This window comes from Streptomyces sp. MNU76, assembly GCF_020982545.1.
Lineage (GTDB): Bacteria > Actinomycetota > Actinomycetes > Streptomycetales > Streptomycetaceae > Streptomyces.
Genome location: NZ_JAJKLK010000003.1, coordinates 688,281 through 704,688 on the forward strand (window position 1 = coordinate 688,281; position 16,408 = coordinate 704,688).

At 72.9% G+C, this 16,408-nt stretch carries 12 protein-coding genes and 2 pseudogenes; 3 read left to right on the forward strand and 11 right to left on the reverse strand.

Annotated elements, in window-relative coordinates; all coding sequences use genetic code 11:
- Positions 1 to 252 precede the first annotated feature (252 nt).
- Entirely contained in the window at positions 253 to 1,941 is a 1,689-nt protein-coding gene (locus tag E4N62_RS09345) for a heme peroxidase family protein (RefSeq protein ID WP_230213474.1), read from the forward strand.
- Positions 1,942 to 2,094: 153 nt separating this feature from the next.
- Here the strand turns inward: E4N62_RS09345 and E4N62_RS09350 are convergent, their stop codons facing one another.
- From E4N62_RS09350 to E4N62_RS09370, 5 genes are all read right to left on the reverse strand, one after another.
- Positions 2,095 to 2,517 (reverse strand): thioesterase family protein, encoded by a 423-nt coding sequence (locus tag E4N62_RS09350; protein WP_184901076.1) that lies wholly within the window; start codon positions 2,515 to 2,517, stop codon positions 2,095 to 2,097.
- 120 nt (positions 2,518 to 2,637) lie between these two features.
- Positions 2,638 to 3,288: a hypothetical protein gene (locus E4N62_RS09355; RefSeq protein WP_230213475.1), complete on the reverse strand. Its 651-nt coding sequence runs from the start codon at positions 3,286 to 3,288 to the stop codon at positions 2,638 to 2,640.
- 51 nt (positions 3,289 to 3,339) lie between these two features.
- Positions 3,340 to 3,939 (reverse strand): histidine phosphatase family protein, encoded by a 600-nt coding sequence (locus tag E4N62_RS09360; protein ID WP_230213476.1) that lies wholly within the window; start codon positions 3,937 to 3,939, stop codon positions 3,340 to 3,342.
- Between the two features lie 46 nt (positions 3,940 to 3,985).
- Positions 3,986 to 4,519 (reverse strand): HAD domain-containing protein, encoded by a 534-nt coding sequence (locus E4N62_RS09365; protein ID WP_230213477.1) that lies wholly within the window; start codon positions 4,517 to 4,519, stop codon positions 3,986 to 3,988.
- A gap of 167 nt (positions 4,520 to 4,686) precedes the next feature.
- Positions 4,687 to 5,895, reverse strand: a complete 1,209-nt coding sequence (locus E4N62_RS09370; protein WP_230213478.1) for a pyridoxal phosphate-dependent aminotransferase — start codon at positions 5,893 to 5,895, stop codon at positions 4,687 to 4,689.
- 86 nt (positions 5,896 to 5,981) lie between these two features.
- On the opposite strand from E4N62_RS09370, the pseudogene E4N62_RS09375 reads away from it, so the two are divergent.
- Positions 5,982 to 6,650, forward strand: a pseudogene (locus E4N62_RS09375) (winged helix-turn-helix transcriptional regulator).
- Positions 6,651 to 6,953: 303 nt separating this feature from the next.
- Here the strand turns inward: E4N62_RS09375 and E4N62_RS09380 are convergent.
- From E4N62_RS09380 to E4N62_RS09390, 3 genes are all read right to left on the reverse strand, one after another.
- Complete coding sequence (locus E4N62_RS09380; RefSeq protein WP_230213479.1) at positions 6,954 to 7,766, reverse strand: hypothetical protein; 813 nt, start codon at positions 7,764 to 7,766, stop codon at positions 6,954 to 6,956.
- Positions 7,766 to 9,043 carry a VWA domain-containing protein gene (locus tag E4N62_RS09385; RefSeq protein WP_230213480.1) on the reverse strand — a complete coding sequence of 426 codons (1,278 nt, stop codon included), beginning with the start codon at positions 9,041 to 9,043 and terminating at the stop codon, positions 7,766 to 7,768. Before E4N62_RS09385 ends, E4N62_RS09380 begins: the two co-directional genes overlap by 1 nt.
- Before the next feature lie 62 nt (positions 9,044 to 9,105).
- Positions 9,106 to 10,635 (reverse strand): IucA/IucC family protein, encoded by a 1,530-nt coding sequence (locus tag E4N62_RS09390; RefSeq protein ID WP_230213481.1) that lies wholly within the window; start codon positions 10,633 to 10,635, stop codon positions 9,106 to 9,108.
- Between the two features lie 223 nt (positions 10,636 to 10,858).
- On the opposite strand from E4N62_RS09390, the pseudogene E4N62_RS09395 reads away from it, so the two are divergent.
- Positions 10,859 to 12,498, forward strand: a pseudogene (locus E4N62_RS09395) (IucA/IucC family siderophore biosynthesis protein).
- Between the two features lie 70 nt (positions 12,499 to 12,568).
- Here the strand turns inward: E4N62_RS09395 and E4N62_RS09400 are convergent.
- From E4N62_RS09400 to E4N62_RS09410, 3 genes are read right to left on the reverse strand one after another with little or no spacing between them, the layout of a single operon-like run.
- Entirely contained in the window at positions 12,569 to 13,624 is a 1,056-nt protein-coding gene (locus E4N62_RS09400) for an ABC transporter ATP-binding protein (RefSeq protein ID WP_230213482.1), read from the reverse strand.
- A complete protein-coding gene (locus tag E4N62_RS09405) occupies positions 13,621 to 15,222 on the reverse strand; it encodes an ABC transporter permease (RefSeq protein WP_374116959.1) in 1,602 nt (533 codons plus the stop codon). The genes E4N62_RS09400 and E4N62_RS09405 overlap by 4 nt, the downstream gene beginning before the upstream one ends.
- A gap of 5 nt (positions 15,223 to 15,227) precedes the next feature.
- Positions 15,228 to 16,277, reverse strand: a complete 1,050-nt coding sequence (locus E4N62_RS09410) for an iron ABC transporter substrate-binding protein (RefSeq protein WP_230213483.1) — start codon at positions 16,275 to 16,277, stop codon at positions 15,228 to 15,230.
- Between the last annotated feature and the right edge of the window lie 131 nt (positions 16,278 to 16,408).

Here is a 16,408-nt window from a genome sequence, read left to right on the forward strand (position 1 = left end):
ACCCGCCGACACCCCACTTGTGCGCGGACACGCGGCCACACGGGGGAGAACCCGACGTGAACGGCTGCTTCCTACGCCAGTATGAGTAGATTTCCCGGTTCGGGAACCGCTCCTCGTGGCCGACGCGTTGTCGGGAAACAGTGATTTATCCGAATGATCGCTTCGCGTCCGGTGGGGGCCGGTGCCGACGGAGAGAACCGGTAAGTCCGGTTGTGACCGTTCGCGGAGCCGGGGGACAGAACGGGGACACACATGGTGCACCGACACCATCGCGAGACCTACTACGTCGTCAACGAGGGCCGGATCCTGGAGTTCGAGAAGGGGGCGGCGGTCGCGCGCGTGCCGAGCGCGACCGAGCAGCAGATGGCCTTCCGCTTCTCCCGGTTCGGTGAGAAGGGGGTCCAGCTCGACGAGGAACTGCTCGGCAAGCTGGCCGTGGCCATGACCACGGGCACCGGCGGCGCCGACCCGGACTCGGGGGAGCCCGGCGCGTCGATCCCGGCGGGGTTCACGTATCTCGGTCAGTTCGTCGACCACGACCTGACCCTGGACCGCACCCAGGTGGGCCTGGGCGAGCCGGTCCCGGTGGAGGACCTGGTGCAGGGGCGCAGCCCCGCCCTCGACCTGGACTCGCTCTACGGCATGGGCCCGCGCCACGCGGGCAGCGCCCGTTTCTACGAGCCCGGCGGCCGCCTGCGGATGGGCACGACGCTCGGCGTGGACTTCCCGCCCGAGTCGACGTCCAACATCGACCGCGAGGGCTTCGACCTGCCGAGGGTCGGCGAGGCGACCGGCGGCACCCGGGCCGACCAGCGCGCCCCGCTCATCCCGGACGCGCGCAACGACGAGAACCTCGCGGTCGGCCAGCTCCACCTGGCCTTCATCCGCTTCCACAACCGGGTCGTCGACCACCTCGCCGACCGCGGAGTGCCCGAGCACCGGCTGTTCCAGGCGGCCCGGGAGCTCGTCGTGAAGCACTACCAGTGGGTGCTGCGCACCGACTTCCTGCCGCGCATCGTCGACCCGGACATCGTCGAGCGGGTCTTCGAGCGCGGACGCAGGCACTTCGAGCGCCCCGGGTACGTTCGCCCCGGCGACTTCCCGACGATGCCCATCGAGTTCTCGGTGGCGGCCTACCGCCTCGGCCACAGCATGGTGCGCGGGGCCTACCAGTGGAACGGCGTGTTCCGCGCGGGCGGCCCCGGTCCGATCGCCTCGCTCGGGCTGCTGTTCCGCTTCAGCGGGACGGCGGGCAACCTCACCCCGGGACCGGACGACCTGAGCGACCTCGACGACCCGGACTCCGGCGAGAACCTGCGGCTGCCGAGCAACTGGATCGTCGACTTCCGCCGGCTGTTCGACTTCGGCGAGATCGGCCGGGACGACCTGGTCGTGCCGGAGCGCGAGTTCAACGTGGCCAAGCGGCTGGACACCCTGCTCGTCGACCCCCTGTCCACGCTGCCCACCGGCACCTTCGACGGTCGGGGCCGCCCGGCTCCGCCGCCCATCCAGCGCAACCTCGCGTTCCGCAACCTGGTGCGGGCCTCGATGGTCGAGCTGGCAACCGGGCCGCAACTGGCCGCCCAGATGGGCTTCAAGCCCCTGACGGAGGACCAGATCCTGCGCGGCAACGGCGGAGCCGCGCTGGAGGGCTTCACCGACGCCGAGCGCACCCAGCTCGTGGAGCACACCCCGCTGTGGTTCTACGTGCTGCGCGAGGCCGAGGTGAACGAAGCGCGCCCCGGCAGCCTCACCGGGGTCGGCGGCACCCTCGTCGCGGAGGTCTTCCACCGGGCGATAGAGGGCAGCCGGAGGTCGATCGTGAAGCACCCGGGCTGGCGCCCGAGCCTCCCGTCCCACCGGAAGGGCAGGTTCACCATGGCGGACCTGCTGCTCTTCGCCTTCGAGAACGACCCGGAGCTGCTGAACCCGCTGGGCTGAGCGGCCACCGGCCGTGAGTCCCCGGCGTCGTGGGCCGAGAGCTCGCGCTCACGGTCCACGACGCCGGGACCTGTCGCCTCGTCGAGCCCGGGGCGGCGACGCCGGGACCGTCGCCCTGTCGAGCCCCGGTCGGCGGGCGGTCCGTCGCCGGGCCTACAGCCCGAACAGGGTGGGGTCCGTCGCCAGGGCCCGGAAGTACTCCCGGGGGTCGGCCACCAGCTTGCGGATCCTCAGATCCATCAGCCCGCCGACGCCGGTGATCTCGGCGGCCACCGTGCCGTCCGTCCTGCGTACGGTCTGCTCGATGCGGAACGTCTTGCCCTCGCCCCACACGAACACGCACGTCACCTCGACCTCGTCACCGGCCAGCAGCTCGCGCCGGTAACGGACCGTCGTCTCCAGCGCAACGGGTCCGACCCCCTTCGCCAGCAGATCGGCCTGACGTATCCCGGCGGCCTGCAGCAGCGACCACCGCGCGTGTTCGCCGTACTGGAGGTACACGCTCTGGTTCAGGTGCCCCTGCACATCGGTCTCGTACCCGCGCACGGTCACCGGAACGGAAAACGGCTCGGCCATGACTCCCCCTACCTGAGGCGAACGGAACGCCCCCTAGCTTACTGAGCGCTTGCTCAGAACCGACCCGCCCGCCCCGACCCCCGCTTCGCCTCGCCCCGGCCCGATCCGGTGGTCGATCCGCTAGACCCGTCTCGGTGAAGCCAGCAGATAGCGCTCGCGCGTCCGGGGATCCGTGTGCTCGCCCGCGTGCCAGCCCGCCTCTTCCAGCGTCGCCCCGCAGGCCCGCAGTGCCTGCGCGTCGGGCTCCCGTACGGCGACGGCCTCGGGCTGGGGCGTGGCCCGCACGCGGTAACCGCCGCCCGCCGGGTCCGCTCCGGCGGGCGGATGGCCCGCGGCTTCCAGTGCCAGCGCGGCGGCCTGCACCAGATGCGTGCGCTCCCAGCCGCAGGGACGGTCCGTGGCGCCGCCGGTGTTCGTCATCCGGCGCAGCTCCAGAAGCCCCTGCCAGGCGCTGTGGACCTCCCGGGCCCGAGCCGGTCCGGTGGCGGCGGCCTCCTCACCGCCGACCCGCGCGGCGAAGACGTCCGTACCGGCGGGAACGGTGTCCGTCCGGGCCGGCTCCCGGGGGGTCGTCTCCGGAACCGGCGCCGTCTCCCGTAGGCGATGCCCGGCTGGGGTGAGGAAGTGGTCGTGCGGCGGGCGCGGATGCCGGAAGGCCAGGCCCCGCTTCACCAGGGCCGCGAGCTGGTGCTCCGTACCCGTCAGCCGCCCGGTCACGGGCTCGGCGGCGTCGATGATGCGCCGCTGGGCGGCGGTCGGCGGTCGTGTCACGGCACCCTCCCTCACCCGAACCGGCCATGGGTCACCCCCTGGGTACGGAGACTACGAGGGGGGTCTGACATTCCACCCCGCGAGGACCGGACGCCCGTGCTCCGTCCCCAGCCGGCAGACCGTGCCCGTGGCCAGCTGGAACAGCGCGCCGCCGGAGACGGGCAGTCCGAGATAGCGGGCGGTGAGCACGCGCAGGAAGTGACCGTGGGCCACGAGCACCACGCTGCCCTCCGTGTTCGCCAGCGCCGCGTGGGTCTTGGCCAGCATCCGGTCGGCACGGGCACCGACCTCCTCCGGGCTCTCCCCGGGGTGCTCCGGCGGCCCCGGCGCCACGCCGTCCGTGAAGAGGAACCACTCCGGCCGCGAGCGGTGGATCTCGACGGTGGTGACGCCCTCGTACCCGCCGTAGTCCCATTCGACGAGGTCGGCGTCGACGCGCGCTCCGGTGAGTCCGGCCAGGTCGGCGGTCTCCCGGGCGCGCTTGAGCGGGCTCACGAACACGGCTCCGACGCGGTGCGAGCCGAGCAGCGGGGCGAGGCCGCGTGCCTGCTCGCGGCCGTGGTCCGTCAGTGAGATGTCGGTCCAGCCGGTGTGCTGCCCGGACACCGACCACTCGGTCTCACCGTGCCGCACAAGAAGGAGATCACCCATGCCCCCAGGCTACGAGTCCGCGGCGCGCCCGACGGCGTCCCGCGCCTCACAGAGCACGGGCCCACCGCTCCAACTCCGTGAACTCCGCCTCCCGTAGCCCCCGGCGCGGATCGATCCGCAGCAGCAGCGCGGCGGTGTCGTGGTGCTCGGCCACATGCCGGACATCGAGGTCGGTGATCATGTCGTCGACCCAGACGAACGGCCGTCCCGCCGCCCACTCCAGAACCTGCCGGGTCTTCCAGTACAGCCCGTCCGGGTCCTCGGCGAAGAGGCCGGCGAACTCGATGACCGGCAGATCGCGGGGCAGCCCGATCACCGGGCCGATCATCTCGTTGGCCTCGTGCATCCAGGTCGTCGCCCACGCCAACTCGTAGGGCAGCGCGAGCAGTCGCTCGCCGTGCGCCGGATTGAGCCGGATCCGCAGGCCCCGGCGCAGCCGCCGGGAGTCCGGCTTCTGCCGGGAGGACCAGCAGGCCGGGCGCACCCGGTGGGTCACATAGCCGCGAGGACGCCACAGGCGGGCGCCGAACGGGTTCAGGGGGCCGTCGACGTCGAGGAGGAGCAGCGGGCGCTCAGTCATGGGGAAGGGATACCCATGCTGGGTGCGCGCCGATGCCCGGACGCCCGCGTACGCCGACGCCCCGGTCGGCGTACGCGACGGTGCCGTACCGCCGTCCACGGCCACTCGTACCCGCCGTCGACGGCCACCGGTTCCGGACGTCGATGACCACCGGTTCCGGCCGTCGGCTACTGCCGGTACCCGCTCAGGAAGCGGCCGATCCTGCTGATCGCCGCGTCCAGGTCGTCGGCGTGGGGGAGGGTGAGGATGCGGAAGTGGTCGGGGGTCGGCCAGTTGAAGCCGGTGCCCTGGACGACCTGGATCTTCTCGCGGAGGAGCAGGTCCAGGACGAACTTCTCGTCGTCGTGGATCTTGTGGACCTTGGGGTCGAGCCGGGGGAAGGCGTACAGGGCGCCCTTGGGCTTCACGCAGGAGACGCCGGGGATCTCGTTGAGCTTCTCCCACGCCACGTTGCGCTGCTCGTGGAGGCGGCCGCCGGGGGTGGTGAGGTCGGTGATCGACTGCCGCCCCCCGAGCGCGGCCTGGATGGCGTACTGGGCGGGCGCGTTGGCACACAGCCGCATGGAGGCCAGCATCGTCAGGCCCTCCAGGTAGTTGCGGGCGTGCTGCTTGGGGCCGGTGACGACCAGCCAGCCGGAGCGGAAGCCCGCGACGCGGTACGTCTTGGACAGACCGCAGAAGGTCAGGACGACCAGATCGGGGGCGAGCGCGGCGGCCGAGTGGTGGACGGCGTCGTCGTACAGGATCTGGTCGTAGATCTCGTCGGCGAAGACCATCAGGCCGTGACGGCGGGCGAGGTCGAGGATGCCCTCGATGATCTCCTTGGGGTAGACCGCGCCGGTGGGGTTGTTCGGGTTGATGACGACGACGGCCCTGGTGCGGTCGGTGATCTTCGACGCCATGTCGTCGAGGTCCGGGTACCAGTCGGCCTGTTCGTCGCAGAGGTAGTGGACCGCCTTGCCGCCGGCGAGGGTGGTCACGGCCGTCCACAGGGGGAAGTCGGGGGCGGGGATCAGGATCTCGTCGCCGTCCTCGATCAGCGCCTGTACGGCCATGGAGACCAGCTCGGAGACGCCGTTGCCGAGGAAGACGTCGTCCACGTCGACGTCGAGGCCCCGCTCCTGGTAGCGCTGGGCGACCGCGCGGCGGGCCGAGAGGATGCCGCGCGAGTCCGTGTAGCCGTGGGCCTGCGGGAGCATCCGGATCATGTCCTGGATGATCTCCCCCGGCGCCTCGAAGCCGAAGAGCGCGGGGTTGCCGGTGTTGAGGCGCAGGACGCTGTGCCCCGCCTCCTCCAGCGCGTTGGCGTGCTCGATCACGGGGCCGCGGATCTCGTAACAGACCTCGCTGAGCTTGCTCGACTGCCGGAACTCCATGCGCCCTCGCCCTCCGGTTCGTTGTGATGCTTGGTTTTACCAAGTAGGTGCTTGGAAAGTCCAACGACATGTCTAGACTGCGTCCCATGTCACCTCGCCGAAGCTACGACCAGTACTGTTCCGCCGCCCGGGCGCTCGACCTCGTCGGTGACCGTTGGACCCTGCTGATCGTGCGCGAACTGCTGGCCGGGCCGCGCCGCTACACGGATCTGCACGCGGACCTGCCGGGCGTCAGCACGGACGTGCTCGCGTCGCGACTGAAGGACATGGAACGGGACGGTCTGTCGACACGACGCCGGCTGCCGCCGCCGGGAGCGGCGTACGTGTACGAACTCACCGGCCGGGGGAGGGAGTTGCTGCCAGTGCTGCAGGCGCTGGGGGCGTGGGGAGTCGGCGCTCGGGGAACGCCGGGCCACGGACGCGGTACGGGCGCACTGGTTCGCGCTGCCGCTGCTGCGGGGCTGCGCGAGCTGGCCGGGGTGGTGCGGGCCTCGTCGAGGTCCGGCTGGAGGAAGGGGCGTTCCATGTGTGGGCCGGGGCGGAGGCGGAGGAGGGGCCGGTGTACGGGGACGGGCCCGCGCCCGGGGAGGCGGACGTACGGCTGACCCTCGACACGGACACCTGCGGTGCGCTCGGTCGGGGGAGTTGGGGCTGGGGATGCAGTGCGGGCGGGGCGGGTGGAGGTGGAGGGAGGGGCGCTGGCCAAGGAGTTGCAGGGAGGCGTGAGGGGCTGTCGAGCGCCGTGGGTGAGCTGAGGGTGCGTGGGGCTTCTCGCGCAGTTCCCCGCGCCCCTGAAGGATCAGGCCCGCGGGCCCGAAAGACCAGGGCCTGCGGGGGTGGGCAAGCTGCGGGTGCGTGGGGCTTCTCGCGGTTCCCGCCCCTTCAGGCCCTGCGGGCCTGAAGGGGGCGGGGCTGCCAGCTTGAACCGGCCGGGGCTTGGGGTTGAAAAGCAGGGGCGTAGCCTGCTTTCAGGGGCGCGAGGAACTGCGCGGGAAGCCCCACCGGGCCGCGGACGAGATCGATGGGGCGGCCCGGCGAACTCCCTACCGGACGGCGCGTCAGGCGCCCGGCGGTGGGACGCGACCCGGACGGCCCGGCCCCCGCGTCAGTGAGTACCCGGCGATACCCGCCAGTGCGGCCAGCACCGCCCCCAGCGCGGTCCACACCCACCGGTCGCTCCACCAGCCGGAGGCCCACCCGTCGTCGGGTTCGAGGGACGAGAGCACCGCCTCGGCCGAGGAGTCCTCGTCGTCCTCCTGCCGGGACGTCACCGCGATCCCCGGGACCAGCGGCTGGGCCAGCGACCCGTCGACCGCCGCCGACCCGCCGATGTCCTTGGAGTCGGCCTCGACCTCGGCGCCGACCGGCAGCCCCAGATCGGCGGTGGCCAGCCGGATCGTGGTGAGCCGGAGGTAGTACGTGCCCGGCAGCGGGTCGTCGGCCCACTCCTCCGACCACGCGCGGACCGTCCGCAGGGTGCAGGACAACTCGACGGAGCCCGCCCCCGCCCCGGCGGTTCGGGTCTGCGCCCCGTACTGGCAGGCCTGGCGGCGCCGCAGCCCGTCGTACACGTCGATCTGCCAGGTCGAGGAGGACTCGGCCCCCTCGGGCAGCTTGACGGTCGCCCGCACGGTGGGCCGTTGCCCCGCGTCGGCCGGGAACGACCAGTACAGGTAGTCACCGGTCGAGGCGTTCGCCGTCGCGGTCTGCCCCTGTTCGAACTCCGCGGCCGTACGGAAGGACGTGCCCGCCTCGGTGGGCGCGTCACCGCCGTCCGAGGGGCTCGCGGAGGGCGTGGAGTCCGCGACCGCCGGGGAGACGGCCAGGCCCAGCGCCAGCAGGGCCGCGCTCAACACACGTGTGATCCGCATCAGTTGGTCCTCCAGACCGCGACCCGCCAACGTGACAGCCAGCCCCACAGCACACCCGCGAGGAACCCGACGAGCACCAGCACACCGAGCAGCCACCAGCCGCGGCCGAGGCCGAAGGATGCCACGTCGGCGGCCTGGTCGGGCCCGTCCACGACGTCGACGGTGATCTCCAGCGGCAGACCGGGCGTGGTCTTCACACCGCTCGCCGGCGAGTAGGAGTGGGTCACCTGGAGACAGACGGTCTCGGCGACGTCCTCGTCCGCCGAGTCCTCCGCGTCCTCGGCCTCCGGCTTCGGGTGCCGCAGACCGGCGGAGATGACGTCGGTACGGCCGGTGCCGGCCGCCTCGCCGCGCACGATCTCGCGGTTCTTCGTGGTCACGGCGCGCAGCAGCACCCCGTAGTCCGGGTTGACGTCACGGTCCGCCGCGACGCTCACCGAGGCCCGCAGCTCCTGGCCCGGCTTCACGTCCACGCGGTACCAGCGCTGCTGCCCGAACTCCTGGCGGTCCGTGTAGAGACCGGACGTCAGCGTGGGCGCCTGCGCGCAACGCTCGGCGCCCTCCACGGCCTTCGGTACGACCACGGGGTCGGCGGCCCGGTCGACCAACTGGTTGACCCGGTCGGTGAGTTCGTCCCGGTGCTCGATCGAGGTGTACGTGCCGCCGGTCGCCTCGGCGATGCAGCTGAGCTGGACGCGCAGCTTGGCGTTCGGGACCAGGCCGAGTGTGTCGATGGTCAGGCCGATGCCCTTCGCCGCGATCTCACGGGCCACCTCGCACGGGTCGAGCGGGGCACAGGTGTCCTCGCCGTCGCTGATCAGCACGATCCGCTTGGTGCCCTCGCCGCCCTCCAGGTCGTCGGCCGCCTTCAGCAGCGCGGGGCCGATCGGGGTCCAGCCGGTCGGCGTCAGCGTCGCCACCGCCGTCTTCGCCTCCGTGCGGTTCAGCGGCCCCACCGGGTAGAGCTGCGCGGTGTCCTTGCAGCCCGTCTTCCGGTCGTCGCCCGGGTAGTTGGCGCCCAGCGTGCGGATGCCGAGCTGGACCTCCTCGGGCGTGGCGTCCAGCACCTCGTTGAACGCCTGCTTCGCCGCGGCCATGCGGGACTCGCCGTCGATGTCCTTGGCCCGCATCGAACCGCTGACGTCCAACAGGAGGTTGACCTTGGGCGCGGTGGCTGTGGTCTCGTCGGCGACGGCCGTGGACGGGACCGCGATCCCGGCCGTCAGGGCGGCGAGCAGGGCGAACACTCCTGCTGCCAGCCGTTGTCTTGTGATCATCGGCGGATCCTATTGATCCGGAGGGCCGTGCTTCAAAACGAGACCCGCTGTCGACGGGCCGTTCACCGCAGCGGACTCGGCACCTCCGCCCAGATGTCGCCGGGCCGCTCCGGCGAAAGTCGCATCAGCGTCAACGCCTTCGTCGGTACCGGGCCCTCCAGCAACGTGCCCATATCCGCGGTGCGCGGCAGCTCCCGTACGGCGGAGGCGAGCGCCTCGCGCAGGACGGGTGTCGAACCGGCCGTCGCGCCGAGCGTGCCCGTGATCAGGGCGCCGAACAGCTTGCGGCGCAGGGTCCTCTCGTCGTCCGTGACGATGCGGCCGGTCATCGCGGGCGCCGCGATGCCGTGCCGGGCGAGGCGTGCCGGGCTGACCCGGATGTCCGCGAGGTCGCGGTAGACGAGACGGCGGGGGGCACCCGACGGGGACAGGACCACCAGGAGGTTCTGGCCATGCGCCTCCAGGGCCACGCCCACGTCGAGCAGCCGGAGGGAGACCGTGAGTGCGAGACGGGTGAAGTCCGCCAGCCAGGACGGCGACCGCGGCAGCTCGGTCGTCGCCAGGGAGGCCACCGGCAGGACGCGTTCACCGGCCGCCGTGTCCGCGTACGAGTCCGGTGACTCGCGCAGCACCGCCGCGAGATCCGGCGAACCGGCGGTGACCGCGCCGAGTGTGCGCGTGACGTGCAGCAGTCCTTCGGTGCGGGCCGCGACCTCGGCCATGAAGTCCGACACGATCGCCGAGGTCTCGATCGAGTAGACCGAGATGTCCCGCACGGAGGAGGTCAGCCGGGCACTCAGCGCGGTCTTGACGTGCGGACCGCCGTCCGCGAGGGCGAGGGTGCGCAGCGACATCAGCGGATGGGCCTCGATCACCTCTCCCAACGGGCACTTGAGGACACGGGCCGCCTGCCACGGATGCACCGGGACCAGTACCCGTCCGCCGTCCCGCAGCGCGTTCGGCCACGCCCCGACGACCAGCGCGTCGTCGACGGGCGCCAGCCCCAGCGGCACCACCTGCCGGTGCTCCGGTCCGTAGGCGAGCTGGTCACCCGCCGAGAAGCCGGGCCGGGAGCGGCAGTTGGGGTGGAAGGGGTGACCGTCGACGATCGCCTGCTCCCACTCCCAGCCCGCCCTCGGGGCCGAGTACGCCAAGGGGGCGGACGGCGCACCCCGGTTGGCGCGCGACAGGGCCAACGAGGCGACGCTGTGGTCGAGTTCGGCGGCGAAGGCGGCACTGTGCGGAACGGCGAGCGCGCTCATCAGCCGTGCCGGACGGTCGTAGGGCCGCTCGTCGAACCACACCTGTTCGACCCGCGCCGCGGTGCCGTACGGGTCCACGGCCGGGCCGTGCAGCCGCCGGCCGTCGGCGAGGTGGAGCGTGACCCCGTCCGCTCCGGCCGTCTCCCGCCGCACCACCCAGGGCAGCGGTTCGTGGACGAGGCCGCGCCACAGCCGGGTCAGCACCGCCGCCCGGGCGCCGGGCAGCGCGGTCGTGTACGGCAGCGTCAGATCAGGGCGTACGGCGCCCAACTCGGCGCCGAGCGAGGCCTCGGCGTCGGCGTCGGCTTCGGTCGCGGGGGGACGGGCCACGGAGGGGGCTCCTCGGGTGCGTGTGCGGGTGCGACGAGTGCGGGCGCGGTGTCGGGCGGGTACGGGTGGCGACAGGGATGTCGGTTCGAACGTCGGCGTACGACCACTGCCCGTCCGCCTCCTCCGCGACGCATGACGGCATCGCGGGCGGACGCCTCATGGCTGCTTCGCGACGAGGCGTGAGGGGCAGACATACTGATCACGAGTGCACCGTAAGGAACGAATGGACCCCGTGGACGCCCACCCGCCCCGCGACAGCATCGGCGCCGTCGCCGACGCCCACGCCGCCGCACCCCTGCTCAACTGCCTTCTGCGGGAGGCGGGGAGTCGGCCGGTGCGCCGGAGGGGAGCCGACGGGCGCGCCGGAGGGAGGGCCGGGAGCGGGCCGGCCGGAGAGCCGGCCGGGGGTCGTCGGGCGTGACCGTGGTGCACCGCCTCAGGGGCAGCGGCCGCCTCCTGCGGGTGCGCGGCACCCGCCGCCCCATCCACCCCGAGGTGCGCACGGAGGGCGGCTGGCACGCGCTCACCCACACCGACCTCGTCAAACTCGTCGCCGAGGAACTGCGTGCCCTCACCGGCCTCGCCAACTCCGAACTGCCCGCCGAGATGCTGGACAGCCGCGAGGCCGTGGCCGCCCTCCTGGCCCGGCGCGCCCACGCGCCGGTGCCCGAGGACCCGTACCGGCGCTCCGAACAGTCCCTGATCACCGGTCATCCGTACCATCCCGCGCCCAAGGCGCGTGGCGGCGGGCCGGCCACCGCCTGGCTGCCGTACGCGCCGGAGGCGTATGTCCGGTTTCCGCTGGTCCTCCTCGGCGTCCGTGAGGACGCGGTGGTCGAGGAGGGCGACACCACCGCCCTCGACACCCTGGGCTCGGCCCCGCCCGGCTATCGGCTTCTTCCGGCCCACCCCTGGCAACTCGACCTGGTGGGCGACGAGTTGGCCGAGGCGTTCACGGACGGCCGCCTCGTACGGCTGGGCCGGACGCGGGGGGAGACGTGGCCGACGGCGGCGATCCGCACGGTGTACGTGCCCGAGGCGGGACCAGAGGCGGTACCTGAGGTCGTCGGCGGTCCCGGCTCCGACCTCTTCCTGAAGTTCAGCCTCGATGTGCGGATCACCAATGACATCCGCCGGCTGTGGCGGCACGACCTGCTCAGGCTGCGCCGCATCGACCGGGCGGTCACGGGGGCCTTCGCCGGGTCGCCGGGTGCCTGGCTGAGCGACCGCGGCTACCGCACCGCCGCCTTCGCGTTCGAGGAGCTGGCGGTGTTGGTGCGGGACGGCCTGGGCGGCCATGTGCCCCCCGGCACGACACCCGTCCTCGCCGCCGCCCTCACCGAGAGCGCCGGGGCCTTCCCGGGGAACCCGCTCCTGCGCGCCGCCGACCCCGAGGCCTGGTGGGAGGCGTATCTGCGGGTGGTCGTCCCCCCGGCCCTCGCCGCGTTCCACGGCCACGGCGTCGTGCTGGAGGCCCACCTGCAGAACACGGTCGTCGCCTGCGACGCCTCGGGCACCCCCGTCCAGGTGGTCTACCGCGACGCCGAGGGGGTGAAGCTCCTCCCGGACGTCACACGCGCGGCCGGCTGGGAACGGCTGGTCTACTGCCTCTTCGTCAACAACCTCCTGGAGATCGTGGCGGCCCTGACCGAACACCACCCGGCGCTCGACCCCCGGCCCGCCGTACGACGAGAGCTGGAGCGCCACGGCCACGTGCCGGAGGTCGCCGACCTGCTCGACTCGCCCACGCTGCCGGGCAAGACGAACCTGCTGCTCAGATGGACGGGCGCGGACGGCGCGGCCGCGCGCTACCTCCCCCTGCCCAACCCGTTCCGCCGACCGCCCGGTAGCGGCGGCCGGTGACCGCCACGTCGCGCACATGACGTCGGCGAAGCGCGCGTCGGCGTCGGCGGGTGGTTCCGGCAAGGGGGCCTCACGACGTGACCTTCGCGTGCAGTGTCGCCTCGCCCGTGACCCGTACGCCCGTCTCCTCCCCGAGCCTCACCGGCGGCTGGCCCGGGACGCGGATCTCGATGGGCGAGCCGTGGTCCGGGACGGTCACGGTGACCATGGCGTCGTGGCCGTAGTAGCGGATGTCCGTCACCTCGCCCCGGACGGCGCCCTCGGTGTCCGGGGCGGTGAGTCGGAGTTGTTCGGGGCGCAGGAGGACCGTGCCTTTTCGGATGCCGGTGGGCCGGCCGGTGAGGGGGAGGCGGCCCAGTGCCGTGTCGGCCGTGTTGTCGCCGCCGGTGGTGGCGGGGAGCAGCACCGCCTCCCCGACGAACGCCGCCACCCAGGGGTCCGCGGGCCGGCGGTAGAGGTCCTGGGGTGTGGCGCACTGGACGACCCGGCCCGCGTGGACGACCGCGACGAGGTCCGCGGTGGACAGGGCCTCCTGCTGGTCATGGGTGACCAGAACCGCCGTCGCGCCCGTTGCCCGGAGCGCCGCGCGCACATCCGCCCGCACTCCCGCCCGCAGGGCGCTGTCCAGGGCGTTGAACGGCTCGTCGAGGAGGACCAGTTGGGGGCGCGGGGCCAGGGCGCGGGCCAGGGAGACGCGTTGTTGCTGGCCGCCGGAGAGTTCATGGGGCATGCGGTCGCCGTAGCCGGCGAGGCCGACCAGGTCCAGCATCTCCTCCGTGCGGTTCCGGCGTTCGGTCCGGTCGGCGCCCTTGAGGCCGAAGGCCACGTTGCGGGCCACACTGAGGTGCGGGAACAGCGCGCCCTCCTGGGGCACGATGCCGATCCGGCGGCGCTCGGGCGGCAGGTGGACCCCGGGGCCGCCGATGACCCGGTCGCCGAGTCGTACGGTGCCCGCGTCCGCGCGCAGGTAGCCCGCGACGACCCGGAGCATGGTGGTCTTGCCGCAGCCGGAGGGGCCCAGGACCGCGACCAGGCTGGCGGACGGCACGGTGAGGTCGAGGCCGCGCAGGACGGGTGCGTCGGGGCCGTAGGACTTTGTCAGACCCTCGATCCGGAGAGCGTTCATGGGCGGTGCCTGCCAAGGAGGTAGGAGGGAACGGCCGCGAGCAGGATCAGCGTGGCCGCGTAGGGGGCCGCGGCCGCGAACGAGCCGGCGCCCGTCTCGGTCCACAGGCGGGTGGCCAGGGTGTCCATGCCCGTCGGCCGGAGAAGGAGGGTGGCCGGCAGCTCCTTCATGCAGACCACGAAGGTGAGGGCCGCCCCGGCCGCCACGCCGGGCGCGGCCAGCGGCACGGTGACCTCGCGCAGCACCTGCCAGGGGCGCCGGCCGAGCGAGCGGGCCACGTCCTCCAGCACGGGCGGAGCCTGGAGGACGGCGGCGCGGGTCGCGGCGACCGCGACGGGCAGGAAGAGGACGGCGTACGCGCCGACCAGCAGCGGCAGCTTCTGGTAAAGGGGGTAGGCGTAGCGGACCGCGAAGAAGACCAGAGACAGGGCGACCGTGATGCCGGGCAGTGCGTGGCCCGCGTAGGCCGACTGCTCCAACAGCCGTGCCCCGCGCCCCTTGTGGCGGGCCGCGATCACCCCGACCGGCAGGGCGAGGACCGTGGTGAGGGCGGCACCCGCGGCGGCGACCCCGAGGGTGGCCAGGGCGGTGTCCGTGAGCAGGGGCAGGTCCCAGGTGGCGGAGGTGCCGGCGGCCAGCCAGTAGCCGAGGGTGGCGAGCGGGAAGACGACCGCCACGGCGGCCACGGCGGCGCACCACAGCAGGGCGACCGGCCGCCACCGGCCGAGGGGGAGCGCGGCGGCCGGGCGGGCGGTCCCGCTGCCGGTCCGCGCGTGCCCGGCACGTCCGCGCGTACGGGCCTCGGCGGCGACCAGGGTCACCGTCATCACCACCAGCACGACGCTGAGCGCGGCGGCCGGGGTGCGGTCGAAGGAGGCGCGGTAGGAGGTGTGGATGGCGCGGGTGAACGTGTCGTAGCGCATGAGGGAGACCGCGCCGAAGTCGGAGAGGACGTAGAGCGCGACGAGCAGGGCGCCGCCCGCCGCCGAGGGGCGCAGCTGGGGCAGGGTGACGCGCCAGAACGTCCGCAGGGGTCCGTGTCCCAGGGAGCGGGCGGCCTCCTCCAGCGCCGGGTCCGTGCCGCGCAGCGCGGCGGCGACCGGCAGGAGGACGTACGGGAAGCTGACGAGGGTCAGGGCGAGCGCGGCGCCGCCGAAACCGGCGAGGTCGGGCTCGGCGGCCAGCCAGGCGAAGGCGGCCACGTAACTGGGCACGGCGAGCGGCAGCGTGGCCAGCACCGACCAGGCGCGGGCGCCGGGCAGCGCGGTGCGCACGGTCAGCCAGGCCAGGGAGACGCCGAGCACCAGACAGGCCGCCACGACGACGACGGTGAGGCCGAGGCTGCGGCCGAGGAGGGCGAGGGTGCGCTCGTCGGCGACGACGTCCCAGGCGAAGGCGGGCCCGCGTTCGAGGGCGCGCACGGCGAGGTAGCCGAGCGGCAGCAGCGCGAACAGCGCGGCGGCGCAGGCGGGGACGAGCAGGACGAGCGGCGGTCGGCGCCCGGCGTCGGAGGTGGCCCCCCGGGCGGCGCGGACCCGTCGGCGCCCGGCCGGAGCGTCCGCGCCGGCCGGGGGTGCCGTGGATGCGGTGGTGTTCACGAGTGTCAGACGAGCCCGACGTCCTGGAGCATCGCCAGGGTCTCCTGGAGGGAGTCCAGCTTGCCGAGGTCGATGTCGGGGGACTCCAGGGACTCGAACGGCGGCAGCCCCTCGACGGTGCTGGTGACACCCGCGGCCAGCGGGTACTCCTTCGTCTTGTCGGCGAAGTAGGTCTGCGCCTCCTCGGAGAGGAGGTAGTCGACGGCCTTCTGCGCGGCCTCGGTCTGTCCGCTGTCCTTCAGGATGCCCGCGCCCGCCACGTTGATCAGCGCGCCGGGGTCCCCGCCGGGCAGGAAGTGCAGCTTGGCGTTGACCTTGTCCTCGCCCTTCTCGGCGACCCGCTCGTACCAGTAGTAGTGGTTGACCAGGCCGAGGGAGACCTCACCGGCCTCGATCGCGTCGAGGGTGGCGAGGTTGTGGGCGTAGGTCTTCGCGCCGTTGGCCTTCAGGTCCGTCAGCCACTCACGGGTGGTGTCGTCGCCCTCCAGGACGCGCATGCCGGTGACGAAGGCCTGGAAGGAGGCGTTGGTGGGCGCGAACCCGACCTTGCCCTTCCACTGCGGCTTCATCACGTCGTGGACGCTGTCCGGAACCTGATCCTCGGTGAGGTCGTCGGGGTTGTAGGCGATCACCCGGACGCGTCCGGACAGGCCCACCCAATCGCCGTCGCCGCCGCGGTAGGCCTCGTCCACCCCGTCGAGCGAGGACTGCGGGAGCTTCGTCAGCATCCCCTCCTTGGAGAGGGCGCCCAGGGCGCCGGCGTCCTGGGAGAAGAACAGTCCCGCCTTCGTGCGTTCGCCCTCCTCCAGGATCTGGGCGGCGAGCTCCGCACTGTCGCCGTAGCGCACCTCGACCTTGGTGCCCACCGCCTTCTCCAGCTTGTCGAGCAGCGGCTTGACCAGCTTCTCGTTGCGTCCGGAGTAGATGACGAGGGTGGACTCGCCCCCCTCCCCGGCCGTGCTCGTGTCGTCGTCGGAGCCGCAGGCGGCGAGGGCGGGGAGCAGCAGGCCGGCCGCGACGAGCGCGGTGATCCGGCGAGCCAGGGGGCGTCGCATGGTGGTGTGCCTTCCTGCGGGAGCCACCGGCGAACCGCTGGGCGCGGGGTCGGTCGGCGGGTGGGGAACTGATGTTTTCAAGCCAACTGTGAACATGCTATGAATAAGGTAAACCTTGCCTAAGCGTCAAG

Excerpts from the sequence above, each read along its gene's own strand:
- E4N62_RS09385 (WP_230213480.1), bottom strand. The coding sequence starts at position 9,043 with ATGATCACAAGACAACGGCTGGCAGCAGGAGTGTTCGCCCTGCTCGCC.
- E4N62_RS09345 (WP_230213474.1), top strand. The coding sequence starts at position 253 with ATGGTGCACCGACACCATCGCGAGACCTACTACGTCGTCAACGAGGGC.
- E4N62_RS09410 (WP_230213483.1), bottom strand. The coding sequence starts at position 16,277 with ATGCGACGCCCCCTGGCTCGCCGGATCACCGCGCTCGTCGCGGCCGGC.
- E4N62_RS09350 (WP_184901076.1), bottom strand. The coding sequence starts at position 2,517 with ATGGCCGAGCCGTTTTCCGTTCCGGTGACCGTGCGCGGGTACGAGACC.
- E4N62_RS09360 (WP_230213476.1), bottom strand. The coding sequence starts at position 3,939 with ATGGGTGATCTCCTTCTTGTGCGGCACGGTGAGACCGAGTGGTCGGTG.
- E4N62_RS09365 (WP_230213477.1), bottom strand. The coding sequence starts at position 4,519 with ATGACTGAGCGCCCGCTGCTCCTCCTCGACGTCGACGGCCCCCTGAAC.
- E4N62_RS09370 (WP_230213478.1), bottom strand. The coding sequence starts at position 5,895 with ATGGAGTTCCGGCAGTCGAGCAAGCTCAGCGAGGTCTGTTACGAGATC.
- E4N62_RS09400 (WP_230213482.1), bottom strand. The coding sequence starts at position 13,624 with ATGAACGCTCTCCGGATCGAGGGTCTGACAAAGTCCTACGGCCCCGAC.
- E4N62_RS09380 (WP_230213479.1), bottom strand. The coding sequence starts at position 7,766 with ATGCGGATCACACGTGTGTTGAGCGCGGCCCTGCTGGCGCTGGGCCTG.